Origin of the sequence: Chromohalobacter sp. 296-RDG, from assembly GCF_029889885.1 — a bacterium.
Taxonomy (GTDB): domain Bacteria; phylum Pseudomonadota; class Gammaproteobacteria; order Pseudomonadales; family Halomonadaceae; genus Chromohalobacter.
This window is the reverse complement of sequence record NZ_JARANY010000101.1, coordinates 1-5,355: the sequence shown is the minus strand read 5'-3', so window position 1 is coordinate 5,355 and position 5,355 is coordinate 1. Positions and strand designations below refer to the sequence as shown.

At 49.9% G+C, this 5,355-nt stretch carries 6 protein-coding genes; 3 read left to right on the top strand and 3 right to left on the bottom strand.

What is annotated here, in order from left to right; translation table 11 throughout:
• Positions 1–809 (top strand): AAA family ATPase (locus OP495_RS16380; protein ID WP_280570774.1); only part of this gene is annotated, 809 nt, incomplete at its 5' end.
• Between the two features lie 350 nt (positions 810–1,159).
• Positions 1,160–2,116, top strand: a complete 957-nt coding sequence (locus OP495_RS16375) for a hypothetical protein (RefSeq protein WP_280570772.1) — start codon at positions 1,160–1,162, stop codon at positions 2,114–2,116.
• A gap of 221 nt (positions 2,117–2,337) precedes the next feature.
• On the opposite strand, the gene OP495_RS16370 is transcribed toward OP495_RS16375, so the two are convergent.
• From OP495_RS16370 to OP495_RS16360, 3 genes are read right to left on the bottom strand one after another with little or no spacing between them, the layout of a single operon-like run.
• Positions 2,338–3,627 carry an ISL3-like element ISPpu12 family transposase gene (locus OP495_RS16370; RefSeq protein ID WP_004574636.1) on the bottom strand — a complete coding sequence of 430 codons (1,290 nt, stop codon included), beginning with the start codon at positions 3,625–3,627 and terminating at the stop codon, positions 2,338–2,340.
• Positions 3,628–3,648: 21 nt separating this feature from the next.
• Entirely contained in the window at positions 3,649–4,161 is a 513-nt protein-coding gene (gene lspA / locus OP495_RS16365) for a signal peptidase II (protein ID WP_004863699.1), read from the bottom strand.
• A gap of 3 nt (positions 4,162–4,164) precedes the next feature.
• The gene (locus tag OP495_RS16360; protein ID WP_004574643.1) at positions 4,165–5,061 is read right to left on the bottom strand and encodes a cation transporter; all 897 of its coding nucleotides are present in this window, start codon (positions 5,059–5,061) and stop codon (positions 4,165–4,167) included.
• Positions 5,062–5,156: 95 nt separating this feature from the next.
• Here OP495_RS16360 and OP495_RS16355 point away from each other — a divergent pair.
• On the top strand, positions 5,157–5,355 hold a 199-nt coding region (locus tag OP495_RS16355), incomplete at its 3' end, for a MerR family transcriptional regulator (protein ID WP_280570770.1).

Below are 5,355 nucleotides of genomic sequence, written 5' to 3'. Positions count from 1 at the left end.
CGTATTTTGTAACTATCAACGAACTATTCAGACGTGTTGGTTCAACTGATTTTGCCATATCTCGCAAGGTTAACCGTGGTGGGGCTAGAACCGTCTATGACCTAGAAGTTAAGTTTAAAGGTAAACTGATAAACAACTCTAAGCTTCATTGTTTGTTCAGTGAGTCAGACCGTCGAGCATTGGCTCTTTGTATATTCTTAGCCAAAATACAACAACTTTCAGATGAAGATAAAGCTAAGGCTATCTTGGTTATGGATGACCCTGTTACAAGCTTCGATAGTGAGCGTATTTCTAGCATTTTGCGAATACTACATGCTATAGAGCCTAGTATTAAACAGATGATTATAACGACTCACTATAAGGGCATGGCATCTGCGGTTATGAGAAAATTCGTAGATGTAAATGCACTTAAAATCTATCAAGACGAAACAGGCTCAAAGTTTGGTGAAACAACAAAGGCAGAGATGACGGCTACACCTCACGATGAGCGTTATTCTGAAATCATGGATTTTGTAGAGCGCAGAACTCAAGAGAACCAAATAGGAAAACTTCGCCTATTTATTGAAGATGAAATGAGACAGAGATATAAACTACCACTATCTCACCTCAGCCTCACTGCGAGAGATACATTTAGCCACTGTATCGACGCTCTTAGGGATGGAGATTACATTGATGCTGATATAGCCCATTCATTGCATGACTACCGAACGACACTTAACGGAACTGCTCACGAACTAGAGGAATGGTCACTTGAGGACTCTCGAGGGTACGCTGAAGGCATGATGGAGTTCATATATCAAAGGTTATAATCAGTTTTAGGAAATATACACCCTGGAGCGATATTCGTTTAGGGCGAAACAGTTTTCTAATACCAGTTAACATCATCAATATCACGAAGCTGTATTCGGATTAAGAATAGCTAGCGCATTATATTAATTTGGTCGCGTCATGAGAGGGTTAGAGCGCGGTAAGTTGCTTTGTAAGAGAAAACACCGTCTTCAACTCGCTTTAGTTGGGCGCTCAAGTGGCTGAATGCTGATATTAAGATGACTCAGTCAGATGACAGGCTGAATAAATATATTAGGACGACAGGCGGTGGAGACGGTCCGAAGTCGGGTTTTTCTACAGCCTCGTTATGTTTAAAAAGAGAATCCTAAGCATGAGAATTAAAGCCGTAGACCATCTAAATCCTCCCAATTTGATTGCAAGGGTTCTGTCACCGCTTGGCGTTTATCCCGAGAAAACAATTATTGCAGACGACTACGCATATTATTCTAGCCCGGAAATTTGTTTTACAGTGGTTCTCTATGAGAAGTTCGAGCTAAAAGATGAGAATTATTACTCTGAAATGGAGTGGGCTCACATAGATGAAATAAAGCTATTCGCATCTCTAATTCTCGCTGTTGATAGAGATATGAGCTTTATTCGTATGTATCCATTTCCTTGCACAGAGAGGCTTGGCGTTTCAGGAGAACTGTCTCTCAAAGACAAAGACCTCTTAACTGAAATAAAAGAGTTCCTTATAGGAGTTATTAATGCACCAGATAAACAAATTCCAGGCTATCCAGCACCACAAAGGAATAGGTATCAAAATGCTAAAGGAATTTTCCTGCCTCCAGTATGTGGTGGGCCAGCCTATGATTTTCGTGATGAAGGTATAAATTACAAATTGCAATCAAAAGTCCACGCAGCAATAAGTAAAGATGATTATTTAGCGATTCGCGGTCTGTCCACCCTGATAAAAAGTTTCATGCTGAGCACACATTGCCAATTCCTTGAAGAGTCAACTTATAGTCTTTTTATCGCACTTGAAGCATCTTTTCGAATGGTGCTACGTGAACTTAGAAACAATGGTGTGAAAGACCCAAGCTCATCCGATGCCATGCAATATATTCACGACGCTTTTTATGATATTTATCGTGTTGATAAGTATTTTGAAGAGTATTATGAGGGGCGAATAAAATCTATGCACCCCGAGTCAAGGTTCGGCATTTTCCCTCACGCCCCATTAATGGTCGACGACTTTTATCACTTGGCTGATGATCTTTTGGAGGTATACGCGTTTTTGCTCGCTGGCTATGTAAACCCAAAGCATAAAGAAAAACATAAATTTTAAAGTGAGGATGCTCAACAGTCGGCTGTTATCGCCCCTTCGGGGCTGGGATGGCCTTTTGCCGCTGCATGGCTACAAGTCCGCCATAAAGCTTGGCTTTATATCAGAATCACCGGAACGTCCGCTCTTGGCCGATAGCTGATGTGCACCATAAAGTCGTTTTCTTGGGTATACGGATTTAATGGTTGATGGGGCACCTTCACCCCATCAATCTGATACCACCCTCAGATGGTTGATAGATCGACTCCGTAGTTGAGTTCCTCTGCGAAGTCCGGCAGTCCGTAACCGATGGTTTTCTTGTAGAAAGGAGAGACCTTCGCAGTCGGTGCCTTCTTCTTGTGCTTCGTGGTGTAGAGCATTCGTGCCCGCATCACCTCGAAGGAGTAACCGCGCCCTTCACGGTTCTTGTCCTTGGCCAGTCGGTTGATGGACTCCGTGTAAGCGTTGGTGACGGGCATGTCCGTCTCGAAGTAGGTCATGGTCTCTTCGCGCCAGTTTCCCACTGCCCTGACCAGATCGCTCCAGACTTCCTTTTGGCCCTTCGGGATGGTGGCTATCCACTCGTCCAGGGCGGCTTCTGCCTGGAGCCGTGTGGTGGCGTCCCAGATGCCGTAGAAGCGCTCCTTGTGCTCGTAGGCGGCCAGCAGTTGCGGGAACGCGCCTGTCCAGGTCTCCATGATGAGGCGCTCCCGGTCTGAGACTTCGTGAGCGCGTTTCAGCAGGATTTTCCGGTCTCCCTTGAGAGTCCGGCTCTGGGACGGTTTCAGCTCCTTTCTGAGGCCCTTGCGCACTCTCTCTAGGGCATCGTTGGCCATGCGCACCACATGGAACTTATCGACCACGATACGGGCCTGGGGCAGCACAGCCTTGACCGCTGCCCGGTAGGGGTTCCACATGTCCATGCTGACGATCTCGACCTTCTGCCGGTCTTTCAGCTTCATCAGGTAGTTGGTCACCACGTCCTGGCGGCGGGTGGCCAGCAGGTCGAGCAGGGTTCGCTCCTCAATGTTGGTCAGAATGCAGCGGTAGCGCTTGTTCAGGTATAGCTCGTCAATGCCCAGGATGCGGGGCGTCTCGAAGCGGTGCCAGCGCCCCAGGAACTCGGCGCGGGCGTTGAAGATGTCGCGCACCGTCTTCTCGTCCAGGCCGGTCTGTGCCGCCACAAAGGTGTAGGGGTGGTTGAAGGATTCCTTCTCCACGTACTCATGCAGCCGCAGTGTCATACGGAATCCGTCCACCATCTCCGGTAGCTGGGGCCTGAATGTTGTCTTGCAGGCCCGGCAGGTGTATCGGCGGCGGACCACCCAGAGAGTGACCCGCTTGCCGTGGATGGGCAGATCACGATAGGGAACGTCACGCTTGCCGAACCGTACGAACTCACCCTGCACGCCGCATTCCTCGCAGGCGATGGGATCGGGCACGTCCACCTGGAAGTGCATTTCGTCGTCGGTTGATTTGCAGCCCAGTACTTGGTATTGCGGCAGGTGAAGGATGTTGTCGGGAAGTTCGGTCATGGTGTTGTATAGGCGTAGGTGTCAGTCAGATCCATCCGGCTCGGCATTGGTGTTTGCTTTTTTACCCAACAAGCTGCTGGAAACGAAAAGTAAGGCACCGAGGACAATTGCAATATCAGCCAGGTTGAAGGCCGGCCAATGCCAGTCTCGCCAATAGAAATCAAAGGAATCCACAACATAGCCGCGAAAGACCCGGTCAATCAGGTTGCCCATGGCGCCACCGAGGATAAGACTGTAAGCGATGGCTTCTCCTTTATGACGATTTTCAAGGATCAGCTTGATCAGAAAAATCGAGACCACTACCGCGATTCCGATAAAAAAGTAGCGCTGCCAGCCTCCACCATTCGCAAAAAGACTGAATGCGGCACCGGTGTTCCATAGGTGCACCCAGTTAAAGAACGGGGTCACCGAAACATACTCGCCATAGGCCATTGATTGCTGCACCAGCCACTTTACAGCCTGATCAGACGCTGCCAGCAGGCCCGATATGGACAATAGGGCATACGGCGAGAGCTTTTTGCCAATAATGAGCATTATTTAACCCTTCAACGCCAAAATGCGTCTGGCACCGTTAAGTACAATGCCCCCCGCGATGGTGCCGATAATCAGATCCGGATAATTGGAACCGGTCCACGCGACCAGGGCGCCGGCGGTGATGACCCCCAGGTTGATCACCACGTCGTTGGCCGAGAATATCCAGCTTGCCTTCATGTGCGCCCCGCCTTCCCGATGTTTGGATATGAGCAGCAGACAACTGGTATTGGCAATCAATGCGACGAATGCGATAGCCATCATCACCAGCGATTCAGGCTCACTACCGAATACAAAGCGTCTCACCACCTCTACGAGCACGCCCACAGCCAAGATCAGTTGCAGTACACCAGCAAGATGCGCGGCACGTACCTGCATTTTCACGCTATGTCCAACCGCATAAAGGGCAAGCCCGTACACCGCCGCATCGGCAAAATTGTCCAGGGATTCTCCAATCAGGCCGGTGGACTGGGCGATCAGACCGGCAGTCATTTCCACCACGAACAGAAGTGCATTGATGCCGAGCAACCAGCGCAGGGTCCCGGATTCTTGCTTAGCAGAAGCTGCCGAAAACTCGGCGGCCTTGATGGTCTCCGGATTTGCAGCGACGGTTTCCTGAAGCGAGGCGCCTAGCCCCAAGGTCTTCAGTTTCGAGGTGACGGGCTCGACCTCGCCGTCATGCACGACCTTCAGCCGGCGGTTCGACAAGTCGAAGGACAGCGCCCGAATCTCCTCAAAGCCGTTCAGGGCTAGGCGAATCATTCGTTCTTCTGATGGACAGTCCATCTTCGGCACGGCATAAACACTGACCCATCTCCCTGGCGCCTCGGAGGAGGCCTGTATATCGGTATCCGCTGCGGACGTTGCATCACCGCCACAGGCGCCACCACAGGATTTGCTCATGATACGACTCCACTTGAACAATGTTGTGGTACCATTTAAAACTATAAAGCTACTATAAGGTCAATAGAGTAAAGAATCCGTTGGGGAGGAGGCTGATGCGCATTGGTCAGTTGGCGCAGTTGGTAGGGGTCGAAACACAGACGATCCGCTTCTATGAACAGCAGGGCTTGTTGCCGCCGCCTGATCGGCAGGACAACGGTTACCGTGTCTATACCGAGAAGCATGGTGAGGGGCTGGCCTTCATCCGTCGCTGCAGAATCCTGGGCCTGTCACTGGCTGAGATTCACGAACTAC

Excerpts from the sequence above, each read along its gene's own strand:
- OP495_RS16370 (WP_004574636.1), bottom strand. The coding sequence starts at position 3,627 with ATGACCGAACTTCCCGACAACATCCTTCACCTGCCGCAATACCAAGTA.
- lspA (WP_004863699.1), bottom strand. The coding sequence starts at position 4,161 with ATGCTCATTATTGGCAAAAAGCTCTCGCCGTATGCCCTATTGTCCATA.
- OP495_RS16375 (WP_280570772.1), top strand. The coding sequence starts at position 1,160 with ATGAGAATTAAAGCCGTAGACCATCTAAATCCTCCCAATTTGATTGCA.
- OP495_RS16360 (WP_004574643.1), bottom strand. The coding sequence starts at position 5,061 with ATGAGCAAATCCTGTGGTGGCGCCTGTGGCGGTGATGCAACGTCCGCA.